The sequence below is a fragment of the Staphylococcus sp. HMSC063F05 genome (genome assembly GCF_001837075.1).
Taxonomy (GTDB): Bacteria; Bacillota; Bacilli; order Staphylococcales; family Staphylococcaceae; genus Staphylococcus; species Staphylococcus epidermidis.
Genome location: NZ_KV831348.1, coordinates 1 through 573, shown reverse-complemented (window position 1 = coordinate 573; position 573 = coordinate 1). Strand labels below are relative to the sequence as shown.

General features: G+C 25.8%; 1 protein-coding gene. It reads right to left on the bottom strand.

Annotated features, from left to right (window positions below; all coding sequences use genetic code 11):
- Positions 1–196, bottom strand: a 196-nt coding sequence (locus HMPREF2576_RS12650) for a YSIRK-type signal peptide-containing protein (RefSeq protein ID WP_176746948.1), incomplete at its 3' end; no start/stop codon positions are given.
- Between the last annotated feature and the right edge of the window lie 377 nt (positions 197–573).

Below are 573 nucleotides of genomic sequence, written 5' to 3'. Positions count from 1 at the left end.
TTGATTTAGGTGTTACGTCATTTTCTTCAGTTGAATTCTCATTATGTATACTATATAGTTGATTTTGTTCAGATGGAATTTCATCTGCATATGCTTCATGTGCTTCAAAGCCTAAAAACATGGCTGATCCTATAACTACTGAACCAACTCCCATTGTAAACTTCCTAATACTAAAAATTTTTTTTTCTTTTTTCATAATTTCCTCCGACTAAATAAATTTTTAAATGTATACAATATCTACTTTACAATGCAAAGTCTTTTAAGTAAATAGTTAATTTATGAGGTTCTATTGTAAAGTTAGAGGAAAAATAAGTAATTATCAATTTAACATATTAATGTCTCTTAACTAATATACGACTAGTTTCGTGACATGGCGAAAAATTATAAATCATTGATTGATTTAATGGTATGATTAAATGACTTAAAAAAGTAGGTGTATTAAAAATTTCTTAACTTATAGTTAAAGTTAATTAGCCCCCTATTGAATAATATTTATAGTTAGAAAGGAATTAATGCTATGTCAATAAAATATATCCATCAAGGTTCTGTTGCAAAGTAAAAAATATAGCTAAC